Raw genomic sequence first — 18,559 nt, 5'->3', positions numbered from 1 at the left:
CCCACGTGACCGTGCGAGCGGGATTGCCGTGCGGAGGTTTCGCCTCACGTACGACTGCACGACAACCAGTAAGTATTGTCCTGCCCGTTCGCCACCAGGGCGGCCATAACCGCCATGGTCCTCTGTGGACTACGCCACGTCTCGTGTGCTGCCGGTACCGCATGCCCGGTCGGTCGGGGGCAGTGCGACGATCGGCCAGCCTACCCCGGGCACGGGGCGGAGCGGCCCCGGGACCGTTTAGGTCCTGTCCGGGCGGCTGACGGGCCGTTCGGCGGCGAGGAGGAACACCACGGAGCGCTGTTGTTCGGTCCAGGTCCGGGTGTCCAGGCCCACGGACTGGAGCAGCGCGCACTCGACGGCGTACCCGCCCTCGGTCAGCGCGCGGCCGATGGCCTCCGCCTCGTCGCGCGTGGAAGCGTGGCTGACGATGCGTTCGGGGCGGCGGTCGACGACCGCAGCGACGACCTCGGCTCCCCCGCCGCCGACGCGGACGACATCGGGCTCGGGCAGGTCCTCCAGTACGTGCGGGGCGCGGCCGGCGATGATCTGGAGCTGTACGCCCCGGGCGCGGGCGGCCGCGGTGGTGCGTTCGCAGGCGCGCGGGTCGGCGTCGACGGCGATGACGGCGGCGCCGAGGGCGGCGGCGTCCACGGCGAGGGCTCCGGAGCCGGAGCCGATGTCCCAGACGAGGTCTCCGGTGCGCGGGCCCAGCCGGGCGAGCTGCGCGGCGCGCAGCTGTGCGGACTCCCCTTCTCCGACGTCGAACTGCGGGCGGGCCCAGCCGCGTCCGGCGCTCTGGGCCGCGCTCTGGCCCAGCAGCCACGCCGGGTCGGCGGCAGCGGCCTGGCCGCCGATGACGATCACCACGTTGGGGTCGCGCCAGCTGTGGTCGGCGGCCTTGTCCGAGGTGAGGACCGTCACCTGCTCCTTGTCGGTGCCGAGTTCCTCGCAGATGACGAAGGTGCGGTGGACTCCTTCGAGGAGGAGGGCCAGTTCGGCGGGGCCGGCGCCGGGCGAGGTGAGGACGGCGACCTTGGAGTGGGCGCGGCAGACGTTGACGGCGCGGCGCAGGGTGCGGGGGTGGGCGACGACGACCTGGGCGTCGTCCCAGGGCATCCCGGCGCGGGCGAAGGCCGCGGCGACGGCGGACACGGCGGGTACGACTTCCACTTCGAGGCCGTGTTCCGGGGCGCGCAGGGCGCGTACGACGCCGAAGAAGCCGGGGTCGCCGTCGGCGAAGACGACGGCGGTGCCGCGGTGGCCGGCGATCCGGGCTGCGGCGAGGCCGAGGCTGCCGAGCCGGACGCGTTCGGCGGCGGGCGGGACTTCGGGGAGTGCGAGGTGGTGGGCGGCGCCGGCCACCAGGGTGGCCGCGGAGAGCGCGGACCGGGCGGACGCGGTCAGGGGGGAGCCGTCCCAGCCGATCACCGTGACCCGGTCGGCCATCGTCTCAGGTCCGCCGGGCCGGAAAGGTCCGCCGGGCCGGGGGTGTTCGAGGCGCCCGGGGCGTTCGGCGGCTCCGCGAGGTCGGCCACGCGGAGCAGGGCCGCCGCCACCCGGGCCCCGTACTCCCTGACCGCGGCCTCCTCGTGCGGTCCGGGCAGCGGTCCGGCCTGGGCGCCGAGGAGCCGCAGATTGCCCCAGAGCACCTTGTGCCCGGCCATGATCGCGGCCTGCCAGTCCCGGCCCGGTCCGGCCGGACGCTGCCGCTCGGCCTGGTACTGGGCGTACGCGGTCTCCGTCATCACCAGCGAGTGCCGGACCCGCTGGTCCGCGCCCTCGGGGCCGGTCCGCCCGACGGCGGCCGTGACCCCCCGGACGTCGTCGGCGGCGGCACGCAGCAACTCGGCGACGGCGCGGCCCAGTTCGTCGTGGGCGCCGTGCGGCCACGCCAGTAGTCCGCACACGATTCCGATGGCGCTGCCGACCGTGACGTCCAGGAACCTGACTTCGGCCAACTGCCAGGTGACGGGCGCCAGCTGGGCGAAGGCCATGGCGATGACCAGGGTGAACATCGCCTGGGCCCAGCCCACTCCGCGCACCGGGCCGACGCAGAAGGCGACGAGCATCAGCGGCGGCAGCACGATCTCGTACAGGAGGCTCGCCTCTCCGGCCAGCACGAGGATCCCGCCCGCGGCGAGCGCGCCCAGGCACGTGCCGATCAGGGCCAGGCGGACGGTGGCCCGGGTCTGCACGGCGGTGGTGCGGGTCAGGCTGAGGACAGCGAGCATCGCCCAGAATCCGTGCGGCAGGGAGACGAGCCCGGCGACGGTGCGGGCGGCGGCGAGGGCGAGGCCCAGTCGGACGGCGTTCTGGAAGTGCACGGACCTGGGCCCGGTGTGCCCGGAGAGGCGGAACCACCAGAGCCGGAGCGTGCTCGGGCGCGCGTACCAGAACAGGTCGGGCGGTTCGGCCCCGGAGGCCGGTCCGGGTTCCGGTGCGCGCGCCGCCCCCGCCCCCGGTCCCGGTCCGGGCCACGGTTCCGGGGCCGCCGCGCGCCCCCGTACGGCGATCTCGGCCGCACCGCGCAGGACGAGCGCGGCGTCCGCCAGCTCCACCAGCGTGGCGCGCCGCAGCCCCGAGCCGGACTCGGGCGCCGGAGCCGCGACGAGGGAGCCCCGCAGGTCCCGCAGGGCGGCGGTGCCGGTGGCGGGCGCTCGCCCCTCCCGGAGCAGGGCGGCGGTCGCGGTCGCCGACTCCCGTACGGACCGTACGAGGTCCAGCCCGGCCGGATCCGCCCGCCGGCCGGGCGCCGGCGGGGGCAGGGCCCGCAGGCAGGACAGCAGGGTCCGGGCCGCCAGCCCGGTGTGGGCCAGCGCGCGCTCCCGCACGCCGGGCCCGGCGGGCCGCTCCGCCTCCGGGACCCGGGAGGGCCGCATGGCTTGGGCGGTCTCCGAGGCCCGGGCCCGTTCCGCGTCGGAGAGCGTGTGGGGCGGCTCCTCCAGGGCGGCGGCGCACCGCGCGGCCTCGTCAGCGGCCGAGGCGGCCCGGTCCCGGTAGCGGGCGACGGGCGGGTCGGGCAGCAGGTACCTCTCGGCGAGGACCAGGAGCAGGACCCCGATGACGGTGCCGGCCAGCCGGCGGCCGAGGCCGTCGGGGGCGTACGGCGGGAAGCTGGGCAGGATGTACAGGAGCTGGAGCCCGGGTCCGGCGCCCGCCTGGCGGGGTCCGGCGGCCGAGCCGAAGGCCAGGCAGAAGCCGATGACCAGCATGCCGGCCACCGCGGCCCACGTCCGTACGGCGAGCCAGGTCCCCACGGCCACGAGCGCGCAGGCGAAGGGGAGCAGACGGACCATGAGCGCGGCCCGCTGCCGGCCGCTGCCGGGCAGCTGGGACAGCGCGCCCAGCGAGACGGCGGTGAAGAGGGCGTAGGTGGCGCCGACGGGCTGGTCCAGGCCGTACAGGAACCCGTAGAAGCCGGCGCAGGCGGCGAGCGTGACCCGGACGGCCCGCCGCGCGGCCGCCGGCAGGGGGCCGGTGCCCATCCGCAGCTCCACGAGGGCACGCACCCCCACAGCGTCCCACGGACGGCCCCGGCGGACACGCGGAAGGGGGGCGGGGACGGTCCGCTTGTTCCTGCGGAATGCGGCGAACAGGACGCTCACGCCCAGCCTCCTTGCTTGCGGCGGGTGCGGCGCAGCAGCCAGAAGAAGAACGGGCTGCCGAGCAGGGCGGTCAGCACGCCGAGCGGCAGCTCGGCGGGCTGGGCGAGGGTCCGCGCGGCCAGGTCTGCGGCGACGAGCACCACGGCCCCGGCGAGCGCGCTGCCCGGGACCAGGAATCGGTGGCCGGGGCCGTTGGCCATGCGCAGCAGGTGCGGGACGAGGAGCCCGACGAAGGTGATGATGCCGGCCACGGCGACCGCGGCCGCCGTCAGCAGCGCGACGACCAGGATCAGCGCGAGCCGCAGCCGCTCCACGTCGACGCCGAGGTGGCGGGCCGGCCGCTCACCGAGCGAGAGCAGGTCCAGCTTGCCCGCGTAGAAGGGGGCGACCAGCAGGCCGGCGAGGGCGCAGGGCAGGACGGCGAGGACCTTGGGCCAGGTGGCCTGGGCGAGGGAGCCGAGCTGCCAGAAGGTGATCTGGTTGACCTGGCCGCTGTCCGCGAAAAAGATGAACAGGCCGATCAGGGCGCCCGCGAAGGCGTTGACGGCGATGCCGGTGAGGATGAGGGTGACGACCTCCGTCTTGCCGCCGTTGCGGGAGAGCAGGTAGACGGCGCCGACGGTGATGAGCCCTGCGACGAACGCGCAGGCGGTGACGGTCCAGTTGCCGAAGAAGCTCAGGCCCAGCCCGATCGCGGCGACCGCGCCGACGGCGGCGCCCGCCGAGATCCCGATGACCCCGGGCTCGGCGAGGGGGTTGCCGAACACCCCCTGCATCAGTGCTCCGGCGCAGCCCAGGCTGGCCCCGACGAGCAGGGCGAGCACCACGCGGGGCAGCCGTACGTTCCACAACACGCTCTCGCCGACCCGGTCGAGGGCGGCGCCCCCGAGCCCGAGGCGGTGCTGCACCGAGCCGAGCACGTCGCCGAGCGGGATCTCGTAGGCCCCGACCCCGGCGGAGACGAGCGCGAGCAACAGGAGGACGCCGGCGAGGGCGGCGCTGAGCAGCATCGAGCGGGCCGGGCGGAAGCCGGCGCGGCCGGCGGCCGCCGGGGTGCCCGCCGAGCTGCCCGCCGGGGTCCCGGCCGCCGCGTCGTCCTGCGTGCCGGGGGCCGCGCCGTGCGGCGCGGCCCCCGGCACCTTGTCGTGGGAAATCGTCACGTCATACCTTGCCGTAGAGCTGTGTGATCAGAGAGGTCAGGGCCTGGTCGGTGCGCGGACCGTAGTTCAGCAGCACCCCGTCGTCGACGGTGATCACCCGCCGGTCCATCCCGGCGGGGGTCTGCGCGATGCCCGGGATCTTCACCAGGCCGTCCATGCCGCCGACCGACTCCAGGCCCTTGGACATGACCAGGATCGCGTCGGGCGCGGCGGCCGCCAGGGCCTCGCTCGTGATCGGGGTGAAGTCCTTGCCGAGCCCGGACTCCGTGCCGGTGTCCACCGCGCCGGCCGCGTCCAGCAGGGAGCCGGCGCCGGAGTCGGAGCCGCCCATCAGGTACACGGAGGCGGTGCCGCGCAGGTAGAGGAAGGCCACGCGCGGCTTCTTCCCCGAGGCGGGCAGGCCCTTGCGGGCGGTGGCGATGCGCTCGGCGGTGCGCTGGTTCAGCTGCGTCCCGGCCTCCTTGACGCCGAGCGCGGCGGCGACCGCGTCGGTGCGCTTCGCCACGTCGTCCAGGGACTTGGCCGGGGCCACCACGAGCAGCGGGATGCCGGCGTCGCGGATCTGCTGGATCGCCTCGGCGGGGCCGGAGGTGGTCTCGGCCAGCACCAGCGTCGGGCGCAGCGACAGCACGCTCTCGGCGGAGACGTCGTGGCCCCGCGTCACCACGGGGAGGTCCGCCGCCTGTTCGAAGGTGGCGGTGATGTCCCGGGCGACGACCTTGGGGCCGAGCCCGAGGGTGTACACGATCTCGTTCAGGCTGCCGGTCAGCGGCACCACCCGGTCCGCCGAGGCGACGGTGACCCGGGCGCCGTCCGCGGAGGCCACGGTCGCGGGAAGCACCGGTACGGGCGCCTGGGCGAGCGGCTCCACCCGGTCCGGGACGGAGCCCGGGTCACCGTTCCCGGGACTCCGCTGCCCCACCCCGCTCCCGCCGGGCGTCGACGTCCGCACCTGGTGCTGGGCGCCGCCGTCCTCGCCGCGGCCGTCACCTTCGCGCTCACCACGCCCTGGGCCGGTACGTGGACCGGCGTCGGACCCGGCACCCCGGACGCGGACGGAGTCACCCGGGCGAGGACGGGCAGGTTCTCCGTCACGGTCGCGCTGAACCGAGGGGCCGTGGGCGACCTCGTGGGCCGGCAGGTCAGCGAGGTGACGGAGGTCGCCACCGGACGCAACCTGGGGTGGACGGAGGCCCTCGCACTACGGCAGGTGAGCGGGGACAGGGCGGTCTTCGCGGCGGCGACCAGCCATCCGACCGACCCCGCGGCCACCTTCGACTGCCCGAAGGGCAACCTCTACGTGCTGACCCTGGCGGCGCCCGGCCGGCCGGCGCTGGAGACGGAAGGAGCCCGGTCGGCGGGCGCCCCCGAGGCCCTGACCCGCAGCCGCTGAGCCGGGGCCCGGGTCGGGCCGGAGGTGACGTACCGGACCGGGCCCGCGCCGACGGCGGCGCATCATCCGGCCGTGACGGGCCAGAAGCGCCCTCATGAAGCGAAGTTGCGGTTCCTCCGTGCGCGACGCCTGGCCGCTCCTGCTCCTTCCCGTCCAGGCGGCCCTGATGGTCGGCCTGGGACGGCTGGTCACCGGGCCGGCCTCCCGGCACTGGCCGCTGTCGGCCGAGGGATCGTCCGGCCGCGCCCTGGAGGAGCGCCGCGCCGCGGCCGCCACCGGGGTCTCGGGGTGGATCTCCGCGCTCGCCGGTACGCAGGCCGTCGTCGGCCTGACCGCGCTGTGCGTCGTCGGCCTGCTCGTCCTGCCCCGCGTCCTGCCCCGCGTCCTGCCCCGCGTACCGCCCCGGGTCCCGCCCCGCGCTCTTCCCCGCGCCGCACTGCGGACCGAGGCGCTGTTCCTCGCCGTCGCGGTCGCCGCGCAGTCGGCCGTTTTCCTGGTGGTGACGGCCTTCGTGGACCGTCCGCGGCCCGCGGTCGGCCACTTGGACGCCGCTCCGCCGACATCGAGCTTCCCCTCCGGGCACGTCGGGGCCTCCCTCGCGCTCTACGGAGGCCTGGCCGTCATCGCCTGGCTGCGCATGCGCGGACCCTGGCGCCTCGCCGTGGCGGGTTGCCTGCTGCTGATCCCGCCGGCCGTCGGGCTGGCCCGGATGTACCGCGGCATGCACTACCCCAGTGACGTGGCCGGCGGCCTGCTCAACGGCGCGGCGACCCTGCTGATCACCGGGTGCGCGCTGCTGTACGGGCGGGGGTCCGGTCCGGAGCCCGACCGTGCGGCCCGGCCCGGCCCGGCGCCCGCCTCCCGCACCGGCGGCCCCGTCCTCGTGGTCCGGCACCCGCACGGCTGCCCGGACGAACTCGCCGACCGGCTGGCCGCCGTGCCCCGTGGCCACGGCCACCGGGACCCGCGGTGGATCCTGACCACCGCCGAACGGCCCTGCGGGGCCCTGGCCGAGGAGATCAGCACGGTCACCCCCGCCCTCGTGGTGGTCTGCGGAGGCGACGGCACCGTACGTGCCTGCGCCGACGTCCTGGCCGGCACCCGTATCCCGCTGGCCGTCGCACCCTGCGGCACCGGGAACCTCCTCGCCCGGAACCTGGGCCTGCCGATGGACCCGGCCGTCGCCCTCGAGGCGTCCCTGGCCGGCGACAGCTTCGGGATCGACGTCGGCCGGGTCCGGGGCGACGGCCTCCCGCCGACGCGGTTCACCGTCATGGCGGGCGCCGGGTTCGACGCCGCGATGGTCCGCGACGCCTCCCCGCGGCTCAAGTCGCGGATGGGGTGGGCCGCGTACGTCCTGTCGGCCCTGCGGCACCTGCGCGACCCCGGTGTGCGGCTCACGGTGCGGATCGACGGGGGCCGCCGGCAGCGGCGCCGGGCCCGCATGGTGGTCATCGGGAACGTCGGAACGCTCCAAGGGGGCCTGCCCCTCCTGCCGTCGGCGCGGCCGGACAGCGGACGACTGGAAGTGGTGCTGTTCGACCCGAGGGGCGCGCCCGGATGGCTCGCCGCCGCCGGATACCTGGCGGCCCGCCTGCTGCGCCACCGCACCCCGACAGCCCCCGGACCGGCGGGCCGACGAGGCAGTATGGGGTGATCGCAGAGGACTGCCCCGGTGACGCGTCGCGGTGACACGGCACGGTGGGCGGCGGGACGGGAGGCACGCGTGCGCACGGAGCCGGAAGCGGTGATCGGAGAGCTCGGCGGGGGCCGGGACGGGCGCGGGACCTTGCGCTCCGAGACGCTCCTCGTGCTCGCGCTGTCCCTGGGCGCGAGCGGAGTCTCGGCGCTGATCAGCTTCATCGGCTCGCTGACCAAGCCGGGCGGCCTCAAGGATCAGGCCGCCACGCTCAACGGCTCGTACGCGCCCGGCCGGCCGTGGCTGGACCTGGCCTGGCAGCTGTTCGGCATCGCGAGCGCGCTCGTCCCCGTACTGCTCGTCGCGCACCTGCTGACCCGCGAGGGCGCGCCGGGACTGCGGGTACTGGGCTTCGACCGCACCCGGCCCTGGTCGGACCTGGGCCGGGGCACGCTCGTCGCCGCCTGCATCGGCAGCGCCGGCCTGGCCTTCTACCTGGGGGCCCGGGCGACCGGCTTCAACCTCACGGTGGTGCCGGAGAACCTGCCCGACGTGTGGTGGAAGTTCCCCGTACTGATCCTCTCCGCGGTGCAGAACTCCGTGGTGGAGGAGGTCATCGTGCTGGCGTACCTGCTGCGCCGGCTCGACCAGCTGGGCTGGTCGCCGATGGCCGCGCTGCTGGTCAGCTCCGTGCTGCGCGGCTCTTACCACCTCTACCAGGGCATCGGCGGGTTCATCGGCAACGTGGTGATGGGCGTCGTCTTCGTCCTCGCCTACCGGCGCTGGGGCCGGGTCGGGCCGCTCGTCGTCGCGCACGCGCTGCTCGACATCGTGGCCTTCGGCGGGTACGCCCTGCTCGCGGGCAAGGTGGGCTGGCTGCCCACCCCGTAGGGGCGCGCCGGGGCACGCCCCGGCGCGGTCGCTCAGGGTGCGGTGAGCAGTTCGCCGTCGATGACGGTGACGGCTCGGCCCGTCAGCAGCGTACGGTCGCCCGCGAGCCGGACCGCGACCAGCCCGGTGCGGGCTCCGCCCTGGAGGCCGACGAGCTCGGTGCGGCCCAGGCGCGCGGCCCAGAAGGGGGCCAGCGCGGTGTGGGCGCTGCCCGTGACCGGGTCCTCGTCGATGCCGAGGGCCGGGAAGAAGCCGCGGGAGACGAAGTCGTAGCCGCGGGAGGGGTCCTCGGCGGGGGCGGTGACGATGATCCCCCGGCGGCCGTAGCCGCGCAGGGCGGCCAGGTCGGGCGCGAGCTCGCGTACGGTCCGCTCGTCCGCCAGCTCCACGACCAGGTCGCCGATGTGCGCGGAGGTGTCGTGGACGGACTTCATCCTGGCTCCCAGGGCCTGCCCGACCTCGGCGACGGGCTCGACCTCGGTGAGGGAGGACGTGGGGAAGTCCATGGTGATCGTCCCGTCCTGCGCGGCCTCGGCGGTGAGGACGCCGCACCGGGCGGTGAAGCGGATCAGCCCGCTCGCGAGGCCGCTGGTGGCGAGGACGTGCGCGGTGGCGAGGGTCGCGTGGCCGCACATGTCGACCTCGCCCGTCGGCGTGAACCAGCGCAGCGCCCAGTCCGCGTCGCCGCCCGGCGGCAGGGGGTGGGCGAAGGCGGTCTCGGAGAGGTTGACCTCGGCGGCGACCTGCTGGAGCCAGGCGTCCGGGGGGAAGCCGCCGTCGAGGAGCAGGACTCCGGCGGGGTTGCCGGCGAAGGGGCGGTCGGTGAAGGCGTCCACGATTCTGATGCGCATGCCGCCGACCGTAGGGACACGGTGGAAGCGGCCGCAAAGGCCAATCGGGGATGGCTGGCCTGGGCGGGCGGCTCCCGGGGGGACCCGCCGCCCAGGCCCCGGCCCCAACGCCACCGCCGTCCCCCCCGCCGGCGCCGCGCCCCGGCCTGCCGCCGGCTCGCCGGCAGCGCCATCTTCGAGGGCCCGACCAAGGGCTGCTGGGGTGCGAACGTTGCGCTGCGGGTCGGCGCCCGCCCGCGCACCAAGGGCAGGGAGCGGGGTGACCTGCTCTCCGCCAACGGCGGCATCTTCAAGCCGCAGGGCGCCGCGATCAACGCGAACGCCGCGGACGACATCAAGGTCCTGGTCGTGGGCAACCCGGCCAACACCAACGCGCTCATCGCGCCTCTCACCCCTCACCCTTCATCTCTCACCCTCGAAACTGCCCAGGAGGGCACCGTGGCCCTTTCCTCCCCCGGCACCGGCACCGCCGCCGCCACTTCCGATGCCACCACCGAGCCCGCGCCCGGACGCGGGCTGCTCCCCTTGCTCCTCGTCGGCAACAGCGCCATGTACGCCCTCTACATCGGCGTCGCCGGCGTACTGCTCGCGCTCCAGGTCGAACACATCGACCCGGCGAACAAGGTCGCCAACTTCGGCCTGATCGCGGGGGTCTCGGCGATCTTCGCGACGGTCTTCAACCCGGTCGCGGGCGCCCTGTCCGACCGCAGCGGACGGCGCAACCCCTGGATCCTGGGGGGCGGACTCGCCGCGATACCCGCGATGTTCCTGCTCGGCTTCGCGGACACGATCCTGCTCATCACCATCGCCTGGTGCCTCGGCCAGGCCGTGATGAACATCTACCAGGCGGCGATCACCTCCGTGGTCCCCGACCGGGTGCCCAAGAGCGCCCGCGGCAAGGCCTCCGCGGCCGTCGGCCTCGGCCTGCCGTTCGGCTCCACCATCGGCGCCCTCGTCGGCGCGGCCTTCTCCGACGACTACCGCACCGGCTACCTGGTCTTCGGCGCGCTCGTCGCCGGCGCCGCGGTCCTGTTCACCACCTGCACCAAGGAGAAGCGGCTGCCCGCGCGCGCCCAGTTGCCGGTCAGGCAGCAGCTCGCGGCCTTCGCCGGAGCGCTCAAGGACCACGACTTCCGCTGGGCGTTCATCGGACGGGCGCTGCTCGTCCTCGGGTACTTCGCGGTCAGCGGCTACCAGCTCTACATCCTCCAGGACCACACCGTGCTGCCCGACGGCATGAAGCCGGAGTCGGCCGTGGCCATCATGATGCCGCTGACCAGCGTGGCGATGGTCGTCTCCACCGTCCTCGGCGGCTGGCTCTCGGACAAGTACGACCGCCGCAAGCTCTTCGTCGGCGCCTCCGCCCTGCTCTCCGCCATCGCACTGGTGATCCCGGCCCTGTCGACGAGCTGGACGGCCATGCTGGCCTTCTCGGTCATCAACGGCCTCGCGTTCGGTTGCTACATGGCGGTTGACACCGCGCTCGTGACGATGGTCCTCCCGAAGGCCGAGGACGCGGCGCGCGACATGGGCGTGCTCAACATCGCCAACGCCGGCCCGCAGATCGTCGCGCCCTTCATCGCCTCGGTGATCGTGTCCCTCAGCGGCGGCTACACGGCCCTGTTCATCGTGGCCGCCGCCCTCGCGGTGGCGGGCGCCCTGGCCGTGAAGCCCATCCGCAGCGTCCGGTAGGGCGGGGGCCTTGCGGCCGGCGATCTCGCAGACAAGAACGACGACGACAGCGATGACAAGGAAAGGCACCACCGTGCAGCTCCACACCCACACTTGGGGAGAAGGCGACCGCGTCGCCCTCCTGATCCACGGGATCATGGCCGACCACCGGACCTGGCGCCGGGTCGGGCCCGCCCTCGCCGACCTCGGCTACCGCGTCATCGCCGTGGACCTGCGCGGCCACGGCGAGAGCGGCCGGGGCGAGTACGGCCCGGAGGCCTTCGCCGACGACGTGGTCGAGACGCTGCCGACCGGCGCGGAACTCGCCATCGGCCACTCCCTCGGCGGTCTGACCCTCTCGTACGCCGTCGAGCGCCTGCAGCCGCGCCGCGCCGTGTACTCCGACCCCGCATGGCACCTGGCGACCCCCGAGCCGGGCTTCGGCCCCGAGATGTTCGCCCAGTTCAAGGCCGCGCCCAAGGGGCAGATCCAGGCGATGAACCCGCGCTGGGAGGAGGCCGACGTCGACATCGAGCTGGAGACGCTGGCCGTCTGGGACGAGGCGACCGCGCTGAGCCTGGCTCCGCTGATGGGCGCGGACCTGCTGCCGGCCGCGCCGGTGGTCCCGTCGCTCGTGCAGCTGGCAGACCCGAGCTTCCTGATCTCACAGGAGCGCGCGGCGGTCCTCGAGGCGCGCGGCTTCGAGGTCCGCTCGGTGCCCGGCGCCGGCCACACCATCCACCGCGATGACTTCGACGGCTTCATGGCATCGCTCGAGGGCTGGATCTAACTCCAGCCCCCACCGCCCTGCGGGCTGGCCCGCAGGGCCTGCCGCTCCTACACTTCTCTCCCCCCCGACCCGCCCCTCCGTGGTGCTCGTTAGTGCCCTGCGTCGGGTGTGACTGCTAGACGGGAGCCGGGCTCGTTCTGCCCGTCTGCTCGCCTGCCAATGCCCAGCGTCCCCGCGTCCCCCCATCCCTGTGCCTTCATCTTCCGCCAAGTCGTTCCCCCCACGCGGTGACCTCGGCTAGCTTCTGACCTCGTCTCCCCCACGGCCCCCACCCCCACCATTCCCAGCTCCGGGCGGATCGTTATGAGTCGTTCCATCGCGTTGCGCGATGTCAGCAAGAGATACGGGCGGGACTCCCACGCCGTCGAACACTTCACCCTCACCGTCGAACCGGGTGAGTTCCTGGTCCTGTTGGGGCCCTCGGGCTGCGGCAAGTCGACCGTCCTGCGGATGATCGCGGGGCTGGAGGACATCACCGAGGGCGGGTTGTACCTGGACGGCGAGTACGCCAACCACATGCCGCCGAGCGAACGGGACATCGCCATGGTGTTCCAGAGCTTCGCGCTCTACCCGAACATGACGGGCCGGGCCAACATCGGCTTCCCGCTCAAGCTGCGCGACCCCCGCGGGGACCACGAGCCGCAGGTGGAGGCGACGGCCCGGATGCTCGGCATCCAGGACCTCCTCGATCGCTATCCGGGACAGCTCTCCGGCGGCGAGCGCCAGCGGGTGGCCATGGGCCGGGCGATCTCCCGCCGGCCCTCGGTGTTCCTGATGGACGAGCCGCTCTCCAGTCTGGACGCCAAGCTCCGCGGCCATCTGCGGGCCGAGATCTCCCGGCTGACGTCCGAACTGGGCGTCACCACCGTCTACGTGACGCACGATCAGTCCGAGGCCATGTCCCTCGGCCACCGGGTGGCGGTCATGCGCGGCGGCGTCCTCCAGCAGGTCAGCTCGCCGCGCGACACCTACTCCCTGCCGGCGAACGTGTTCGTGGCCGCGTTCATCGGCACGCCCCGGATCAGCCTGCTGCAGGCGGTGGTCCACGCGCCGTTGGGCGCGGGCATGTCGGTCGATCTCGGGCGCCACCGGCTCGCCCTGCCCGAACCCCTCAGCACCGACCACCAGTTGCTCCGGATCCAGCAGGGGCGTCCGATCATCGTCGGGCTGCGGTCGGAGGCGGTCAGGATCGCCCAGCCGAGCCAGGCGCGGCCCGGCGAGGCGGCGATGACGGGCGTCGTCGAGCACGTCGAGTACCAGGGGCACGAGGCACTGGTGCACGTGGACACGGGCTCGCGCCCGGCGGTGGTGACGGACCTGGAGGCACCCCGGCACCCGGCCGCTCCCGGGCGTCGACGCAGGCCGCAGCGGAGCGGCCTCAGCCGGCTCAGGGACCGGACGGTGGGACGGCTGTCCGGTTCCGTGGCCGTCCTGGACGCGCCGGAGCCGGAATCCGAGGGAGAAGGGGCCGTCGGTCCGGAGCAGCGGGTGGTGGTGCGCAGCGACCTCGTGGTGCGGACCGGGCCCCACACCCGGGTGCGGGTGGGGGCCCAGATTCCGCTGCTGGTGGATCTGGCGCAGCTGTACGTCTTCGACCACGTCGGGCAACGGATCTGCCCGGCACCGGAGGGGTTCACCGGCCTGGAGCACTGACTCCCGCTCCCCTCCCGGGCGGGCTGGCAGTCCCGGCGGGTTCCGCGTCTGGCGCTGTGGGGGAGGTCGCCCGGCCGCGGTATCCGGTGCGGCGCCCCTCCCCCAGCCGCCGCCGGGAGGGGGCCCCGGACGGAGGGCCACGGCGTACCCGGCCCAGGCGAAGGCGAGGCGGAGTCGGGCGAGGTCCGGACCGGCCTGGCAGCCGTACGCCAGGGCCACCCGGACGGAGGCCCGCGACCCGTACGCGACGTACCGGCGCGGTCCGACTACGCGAAGCGGCGCCGGGCCGGATGGGCTGGACCGGGCGGGGGGCCGCGCCGCGCTGAGCCGAGCCGAACAGCCGAGCGCAACGACCCGGTGAGCCCTTTCCCGCCGCAGCATCGGGCGCAGCGCCGTGCGCCGTGCCGCCGGAAGCGCCGGGCACCATACCGCGCGCCATGCCGGGCTCAGCACCGGGCCGGAGCCCGCCACACCGCGACGAGTCCGGGCAGCCCGGCGCGCGGCGGGCTGCACCTCGCGGGGCGCGGTCGGTCCGGGTACCGGCCCGGGCGCCCCACCTCGCCAGCCCCGCCTGCCAGGCGGAAGGCCCGGCACGCGGTGAGATCCGCCCCGTCGAGGCCTCGCAGGGCGTCGACTCGCAGGTCCGCGTGTTCGGCGTGCCGCCGGCCGACCGGGCCAGTCCGCAGGAGATCGTCGACGGCTTCCTCGAGGCCATGACCAGCGACGACCCGCAGCTGCAGACCGCCCGCAAGTACCTCACCGAGGACGCGGCGAAGAACTGGAAGCCCGGTTCGGCGGTCACGGTGCTCTCCGCGGGCCTGGACCGGGTCTCGGTGCAGGGCGAGAAGGATCCCGCCTCGCCGCGCTTCCGGGTCACCGGCCGGATGCTGGGCACCGTGGACGAGCTCAGCGCGTACCAGCCGGAGACCAGCGACCGGCGCTACGAGGAGTTCCTCCAGCTCACGCAGGAGGACAAGCAGTGGCGGATCGCCACCGCGCCCAGCAGCCTGGTCCTCAGCGAGTCCGACTTCCAGCGCATCTACATGCCGGTCAACAAGTACTACTTCGCGGGCTCGACGCTCGTCGCCGACCCCGTGTACGTGCGCCAGCGCACCGATCCCGACTCCCGGATGGACCCGACCACCCAGACCGTCAAATCGCTGCTGGCCGGACCCTCCAAGTGGCTCGGACCGGTCGTCACGTCCGGGTTCCCGACCGGCACCGAACTGCGCGAGGGCACCAAGTCCCTCTCGTACGACGGCCAGAACACGCTGCGCGTCCCGCTGAACGACAAGGCCGACAACGTCGCGGGGCCGCAGTGCCAGAAGATGGCCACCCAACTCCTCTACACGGTCAAGGACCTGACGGGCTCGCGGATCGACCGGGTCGACCTCGTGCGGGCCGACGGCAAGTCCCAGCTGTGCCAGATCACGGAGGCCACCGCGGCGGGGGTCGCCAACCGGCCGCAGTCGCCGGGCCACCAGTACTACGTGGACGGCGAGAACCGGCTCGTGCGGATGCGGCTGGACCCCAACCGGGAGGAGCAGCAGGACGCGGCGGTGCCGGTCCCCGGACCGCTGTCCGGGAACCCGGCCTTCAAGGTCGGCTCCGCGGCCGTCGCCTACGACGAGAAGCGCGCGGCGGTCGTCTCCGAGGACGGGCACGGGCTGTACGTCGTCAACCTGACCACCGCGGGGGCCATGCCGCCGCCGCTGCTGACCGCCAGGGGCATCAAGCCGGCCGGGCTCACCGCGCCGACCTGGGACGCGTCCGGCGACTTGTGGGTCGCCGACCAGGACCCGCAGAACCCGACGCTGTGGCGGCTGCCCGGCGGCACCGGGACCCCGGAGCGGGTGGAGGTGTCGGGGCTGGACGGAGCCCGGATCGCCGGGCTGAAGGTCTCGCCCGACGGGGTGCGGATCGCGCTGCTGCTCGTGGAGCGGGAGAGCCGCAAGAACCTGTACATCGGTCGGATCGAGCGGCCCGACGGCAAGGCAGACGCCTCGGCCGTCTCGGTGCGGGAGCTGCGCCCGGCGGCCCCGCAGCTGGCGGACGTGACGGCGATGAGCTGGGCGCCGCGCGGCCGGCTGCTGGTGGTGGGCCGCGAGAGCGGCGGGGTGGTGCAGGCGCGCTACATGCTGGCGGACGGCTCGATGGTGGGCGCCGGGCTGCCGGGTGCGACCGGGCTGGTCGCCGTCGCGGCGAGCGAGGACGAGAAGATGCCGGTGGTGGCGTACTCGGAGGACGGGATCGTGTGGCTGCCGCCGGGGGCGCAGTGGCGCACGGTGGCGGCGGGCGGCCGGTCCCCGGTCTACCCGGGCTGACGGCCCGCTTTTCCACCCGGGCCCGGTCCACACGGGCCCGGTTTTCCACAGGGGTGGCCCCGGTGTGCGCCCGCCCGGCAGGGTGGACGCCGTGCGGGAGTGGTGGTGGCGGGCGCTGAGCGGGGGCCCGGCCGGGGAAACGGCCGGGGCGCCGGCCTGTGGGCCGGCCGGTGGGTTGGCCGGTGAGCTGGCCGCTCTGGTGCTGCCGGTGGACTGCGCGGGCTGCGGGGCCGCGCGGACCGTGCTCTGCGGAGCCTGCCGGTCGGCGCTCAGCGGGGCCGCGGCGGGCCCCGTACGCCCTTCTCCGTGCCCCGCGGGGCTTCCCGCGGTGTATGCCGCCGCCGTGTACGAAGGGGCCGTACGGGACGTCCTGCTGGCCCACAAGGAGCGCGGCGGGCTCCCGCTGGCCGGAGCCCTCGGCGGGGCCCTGGCGGCGGCGGTCCTTCCCGCCCCCGCTTCCTGTCTGCCGCTTCCCGCCTGCCGCCGCTACACCGGCACCTCCGCCAGCGCCGACTCCAGCTGCGCCAGCAGCGGCCGGGCGTTCATCCTGCGGCAGCTCGACAGGGCCTCCTCCAGCACCGCCCGGGCGGCCGGCGTGTCCCCCGACGCCAGCAGCGCGCGGGCCGGCGCGGGCACGGCCAGCGCCCGCACCAGGCTCTGCCCCGACCGGCGGCCCAGCGCGTCGGCCGCCCGCAGATGACGCAGGGCGCCCGCAGTGTCCCCGCGGTCCTGGGCGATCTTGCCGAGCCCGATCCGGGCCGCGCTCTGCCCCGCCAGGTCGCCGGACCCGACGGTGAATGCGAGGACCTCCCCGAAGCCCGCCTCCGCCTCGTCCAGCCGGCCCAGCAGCCGATGGGCGTCGGCGACCCAGCGCAGCATGCACATCCGGGGCCAGGCCGCGCCGCCCGACACGGACACGGCCAGCGCCTCGCGCAGCACCTCCAGGGCGCGTCCGGTCTCGCCGCGCGCGAGCAGCACCTGCCCGATGCCGCGCAGCGCGTGGGCCTGGCCGTAGCGGTCCCCGGCCGCCTCGAAGACGGGCGCGATGCGGCGGCAGCGCCGGGCCGCCTCGTCGAGCCGGCCCTGGATCCGGTCGAGGTAGGAGAGCAGCCAGCCCGCGTACGCCGCCCCGTGCGCGTCCCCGAGCTCCTCGAACAGAGCCTCGCCCGCGCCGAGCATGGCCCGGGCCGGCCCCCGCTCCTCGCGGCAGGTCCGCAGCCGGCCGAGCCCGACCAGCAGCACCGCCTCGCCGGTGCGGTCGCCCACCCCGCGGGCCGCCGCGAGCCCGGCCTCTTGGACGGCCTGCCAGCCGGCCAGGTCGCTGCGGAGGTCGAAGAGGTACTCGGCGCCGGCCGCGAGCTCCCAGCAGGCGTACGGGTCCGCCCGCGCGGCCTGCCGGACGGTGGCCACCAGCGCGTCCCGCTCCGCGCCGAGCCAGGCCACCGGCTCGGCCCGCGGCCCGGCGAGCACCGCCGGATCGGGGACCCGGGCGGCCGTGCGGCCGCCGAGCCCGGGGTAGTCCAGGCCCTGGTGGGCGCGGCGCCCCTCCCGTACGAGCGCCACCCAGCAGGCGAGGACCCGGCGCACCACCGCCGCCGCGTCGGGCGGGGCGAGCTCGCGGCCGAAGGCGCGGACCAGGTCGTGCATGCGGTAGCGCGGCCGGCCGGTGGCGTCCGGGCCGCAGGCCTCCAGCAGGTGCGCCGCCGTCAGGGCGTCGAGCGCCTCCTCGGCGGCGCGCAGCGGCCGGTCCAGGGCGGCCGCCGCCGTCCAGGCCGCGCAGTCGGGGGCGTCGAGCAGCGCGAGCCCGCGCAGGAGGGCCCGCGCGTCGGCCGGGAGCGCGCGGTAGCTGAGCCGCAGCCCGGCCCGCACCCCGTCGAGCACGTCCAGCCGGGCCCGCTCGTCCTCCAGCCGCGCCACCAGGTGGGCCGGTCCCCGGTGGGGGAGCGCGGCCAGCTCGGCGCCGACGACGCGCAGCGCGAGCGGCAGCCGCCCGCACAGCCGGACCAGCTCCCGGGCCGCCTCCGGTGCGGCGGCGATCCGATCGGGGCCGGCGGCCAGGGCGAGCAGCGAGAGCGCGGCCGGCTCGTCGAGGAGCGGGAGTTCGAGGGCGACCCGCCGCTCCAGCCCGCCCAGCCGGTACCTGCTGGTGACCAGCACGCCGCCGCCCGCCCCCGGCAGCAGGGGCCGCACCTGCCCGGCTCCCGCCGCGTTGTCGAGCACCACCAGCAGCCGCCGGTCCGCCACCAGGCTCCGGTACAGGGCCGCGCGTTCGTCCGGATCGGCGGGGACCGCCGGGCCGTCGACGCCGAGGGCGCGCAGGAACCCGGCCAGGACCTCGGCCGGATCCGCCGCGGCGGCCGGATCGGCGCCGCGCAGGTCCACGTACAGCTGTCCGCCGGGGAACTCGCCGCGCAGTGCGTGCGCGACCCGCAGCGCGAGCGCGGTCTTCCCGATCCCGGGCGCCCCCGTGACGACGCAGACCGGTTCGGCGCCCTCGCGCAGCCCGCGCAGCAGTGCGTCCACCTCCCGGTCCCGGCCGGTGAACACACCTGGCCCGGCGGGCAGTTGCGCCGGCCGGGACC

Annotated in this window: 13 protein-coding genes and 1 pseudogene; 8 read left to right on the top strand and 6 right to left on the bottom strand. The window is 75.4% G+C overall.

Annotated elements, in window-relative coordinates; all coding sequences use genetic code 11:
* Positions 1–237: 237 nt before the first annotated feature.
* From cbiE to DRB89_RS41670, 4 genes are all read right to left on the bottom strand, one after another.
* Positions 238–1,446, bottom strand: a complete 1,209-nt coding sequence (gene cbiE / locus DRB89_RS41685; RefSeq protein WP_112463784.1) for a precorrin-6y C5,15-methyltransferase (decarboxylating) subunit CbiE — start codon at positions 1,444–1,446, stop codon at positions 238–240.
* Positions 1,425–3,509: an FUSC family protein gene (locus DRB89_RS41680; protein ID WP_162688959.1), complete on the bottom strand. Its 2,085-nt coding sequence runs from the start codon at positions 3,507–3,509 to the stop codon at positions 1,425–1,427. Before DRB89_RS41680 ends, cbiE begins: the two co-directional genes overlap by 22 nt.
* A gap of 92 nt (positions 3,510–3,601) precedes the next feature.
* Positions 3,602–4,759: an iron ABC transporter permease gene (locus DRB89_RS41675; RefSeq protein ID WP_239516946.1), complete on the bottom strand. Its 1,158-nt coding sequence runs from the start codon at positions 4,757–4,759 to the stop codon at positions 3,602–3,604.
* 7 nt (positions 4,760–4,766) lie between these two features.
* Positions 4,767–5,687, bottom strand: a complete 921-nt coding sequence (locus DRB89_RS41670; protein WP_239516681.1) for an ABC transporter substrate-binding protein — start codon at positions 5,685–5,687, stop codon at positions 4,767–4,769.
* A 33-nt stretch (positions 5,688–5,720) separates the two neighbouring features.
* Between DRB89_RS41670 and DRB89_RS41665 the strand changes: the two genes are divergently transcribed.
* The 3 genes from DRB89_RS41665 (at position 5,721) to DRB89_RS41655 (ending at position 8,688) form a co-directional block, all read left to right on the top strand.
* Entirely contained in the window at positions 5,721–6,158 is a 438-nt protein-coding gene (locus tag DRB89_RS41665; protein WP_112463781.1) for a hypothetical protein, read from the top strand.
* Positions 6,159–6,252: 94 nt separating this feature from the next.
* Positions 6,253–7,815: a diacylglycerol kinase family protein gene (locus DRB89_RS45710; protein ID WP_239516680.1), complete on the top strand. Its 1,563-nt coding sequence runs from the start codon at positions 6,253–6,255 to the stop codon at positions 7,813–7,815.
* Between the two features lie 90 nt (positions 7,816–7,905).
* On the top strand, positions 7,906–8,688 hold the full coding sequence (locus DRB89_RS41655; protein WP_112454455.1) for a type II CAAX endopeptidase family protein: 783 nt from the start codon (positions 7,906–7,908) through the stop codon (positions 8,686–8,688).
* 32 nt (positions 8,689–8,720) lie between these two features.
* On the opposite strand, the gene DRB89_RS41650 is transcribed toward DRB89_RS41655, so the two are convergent.
* Positions 8,721–9,539 carry a PhzF family phenazine biosynthesis protein gene (locus tag DRB89_RS41650; protein ID WP_112452999.1) on the bottom strand — a complete coding sequence of 273 codons (819 nt, stop codon included), beginning with the start codon at positions 9,537–9,539 and terminating at the stop codon, positions 8,721–8,723.
* A gap of 21 nt (positions 9,540–9,560) precedes the next feature.
* On the opposite strand from DRB89_RS41650, the gene DRB89_RS41645 reads away from it, so the two are divergent.
* The 5 genes and pseudogenes from DRB89_RS41645 to DRB89_RS45705 form a co-directional block, all read left to right on the top strand.
* Complete coding sequence (locus DRB89_RS41645; protein WP_112463780.1) at positions 9,561–11,231, top strand: MFS transporter; 1,671 nt, start codon at positions 9,561–9,563, stop codon at positions 11,229–11,231.
* A 73-nt stretch (positions 11,232–11,304) separates the two neighbouring features.
* Entirely contained in the window at positions 11,305–12,000 is a 696-nt protein-coding gene (locus tag DRB89_RS41640) for an alpha/beta fold hydrolase (RefSeq protein ID WP_112452996.1), read from the top strand.
* Positions 12,001–12,303: 303 nt separating this feature from the next.
* Positions 12,304–13,653 (top strand): ABC transporter ATP-binding protein, encoded by a 1,350-nt coding sequence (locus tag DRB89_RS41635; protein ID WP_112453023.1) that lies wholly within the window; start codon positions 12,304–12,306, stop codon positions 13,651–13,653.
* 437 nt (positions 13,654–14,090) lie between these two features.
* Positions 14,091–15,977 carry an LpqB family beta-propeller domain-containing protein gene (locus tag DRB89_RS41630; RefSeq protein WP_112463779.1) on the top strand — a complete coding sequence of 629 codons (1,887 nt, stop codon included), beginning with the start codon at positions 14,091–14,093 and terminating at the stop codon, positions 15,975–15,977.
* Between the two features lie 175 nt (positions 15,978–16,152).
* A pseudogene (locus tag DRB89_RS45705) lies at positions 16,153–16,419 on the top strand (ComF family protein); the annotation flags it as partial.
* 44 nt (positions 16,420–16,463) lie between these two features.
* Here DRB89_RS45705 and DRB89_RS41620 read toward each other — a convergent pair.
* Entirely contained in the window at positions 16,464–18,524 is a 2,061-nt protein-coding gene (locus DRB89_RS41620; RefSeq protein ID WP_112463778.1) for a tetratricopeptide repeat protein, read from the bottom strand.
* Positions 18,525–18,559: the final 35 nt, after the last annotated feature.

Source organism: Streptomyces sp. ICC4, from assembly GCF_003287915.1.
In the GTDB taxonomy this organism is placed as follows: domain Bacteria; phylum Actinomycetota; class Actinomycetes; order Streptomycetales; family Streptomycetaceae; genus Streptomyces; species Streptomyces tritrimontium.
This window is presented reverse-complemented; position numbering and strand designations above follow the sequence as displayed.

Bases quoted from the DNA above. Each gene is read 5' to 3' on its own strand.
- cbiE (WP_112463784.1), bottom strand. From the start codon at position 1,446: ATGGCCGACCGGGTCACGGTGATCGGCTGGGACGGCTCCCCCCTGACC.
- DRB89_RS45710 (WP_239516680.1), top strand. From the start codon at position 6,253: ATGAAGCGAAGTTGCGGTTCCTCCGTGCGCGACGCCTGGCCGCTCCTG.
- DRB89_RS41650 (WP_112452999.1), bottom strand. From the start codon at position 9,539: ATGCGCATCAGAATCGTGGACGCCTTCACCGACCGCCCCTTCGCCGGC.
- DRB89_RS41635 (WP_112453023.1), top strand. From the start codon at position 12,304: ATGAGTCGTTCCATCGCGTTGCGCGATGTCAGCAAGAGATACGGGCGG.
- DRB89_RS41630 (WP_112463779.1), top strand. From the start codon at position 14,091: ATGCCGGGCTCAGCACCGGGCCGGAGCCCGCCACACCGCGACGAGTCC.